This window comes from Paracoccus sp. DMF, from assembly GCF_004407025.1.
Lineage (GTDB): Bacteria > Pseudomonadota > Alphaproteobacteria > Rhodobacterales > Rhodobacteraceae > Paracoccus > Paracoccus aminovorans_B.
Genome location: NZ_SOKV02000141.1, coordinates 1 through 1,236 on the forward strand (window position 1 = coordinate 1; position 1,236 = coordinate 1,236).

Annotated in this window: 1 protein-coding gene; it reads left to right on the top strand. The window is 69.8% G+C overall.

Annotation, left to right across the window (positions count from 1 at the left end):
- Positions 1-165: 165 nt before the first annotated feature.
- Positions 166-1,236, top strand: a 1,071-nt coding sequence (locus E3D03_RS20805) for a S49 family peptidase (protein WP_263568528.1), incomplete at its 3' end; no start/stop codon positions are given.

Below are 1,236 nucleotides of genomic sequence, written 5' to 3' on the forward strand. Positions count from 1 at the left end.
GGCGGAGCTGGGCCTGGACTTCCGACGTCCGGGATCGCCCGCGCAGGCAGCGGGTGGCGGCGCAGGACAGAGCGGCGCCGAAAGCTCGCAGCAAGATCAGCAGAACGCCAGTGATCAGGAAGACGATGGCGAGGACCGGAACCCCCGGCCCGCGGAGGAAGGATGATGCACCACACCCAGATCGCGCAGCGCGTCTTCAATACGCCGCTGATGGTCGATCCTGCCAAGGCGCTGGCCTTCCTGACCGGGCTGGGGCCCCGGATCACCGGGCGAGACATCCGCATCGAAGGGCTGGAAGTCGCGACCGAAGATCGGGATGCCGCCACCCTGCCCGCCCGGGCCTCGCTCTTTGGCGACGACCTGACCAGCCGCCAAGCGCGGAATGGCGGCCAGCCCTTCGCCGTCGTGGAGGGGATTGCCGTGATCGAGATCGCGGGCACGCTGGTGCATCGCGGCGCCTGGATCGGGCAGTCCTCGGGGCTCACATCTTACGAGGGCATCGCGGCGCAGCTGCAAGCGGCCGTCGCTGATCCTGCGATCCGCGGCATTGCCCTCGATATCGACAGCTTCGGCGGCGAGGTCGCGGGGGCTTTCGACCTCGCCGACCGCATCCGCGCCGCGCGTCAGGTCAAGCCCGTGCAAGCCTTCGTCGCCGATCATGCCCTCTCGGCCGCCTATGCTTTGGCCTCGCAAGCCGACCGGATCATCCTGCCGCGCACCGGCGCTGTCGGCAGCATCGGTGTCGTGGCCATGCACAGCGACATGAGCGGGGCGCTTGACCAGAAGGGAATCTCCGTCACGCTGATCCATGCCGGGGCGCACAAGATCGATGCGAACCCCTACCAGCCCCTGCCCGAGTCCGTCCGTGCCCGGATCGCGGGCGAGTTGGAAGACCTGCGCCAGCTCTTCGCCGAAACTGTCGCCGAAGGGCGCGGCCGTCGCCTCGACACCTTGCAGGCCCTCGCCACCGAAGCCGCCGTGTTCCGCGGCGAGGCGGCTGTCTTCGCCGGTCTCGCAGATGAGGTGGCCGATCCCGTCACCGCCTTCCGCGCTTTCGCCGCCGCACCCAGCGGCACATCCACCCCCAGAGGAAAGGGCCCGATGATGACCACTGCCCCCGAAGACCATACGCAGCCTCCGGCAGCGCCTGCCGCCAGCACCCCGCCGGAACCGGCCCCGCCAGCGGCAGTCGCACCGCTGCAAACCGCGGCGGCCGCGATGTCGCCCGAAGCCATC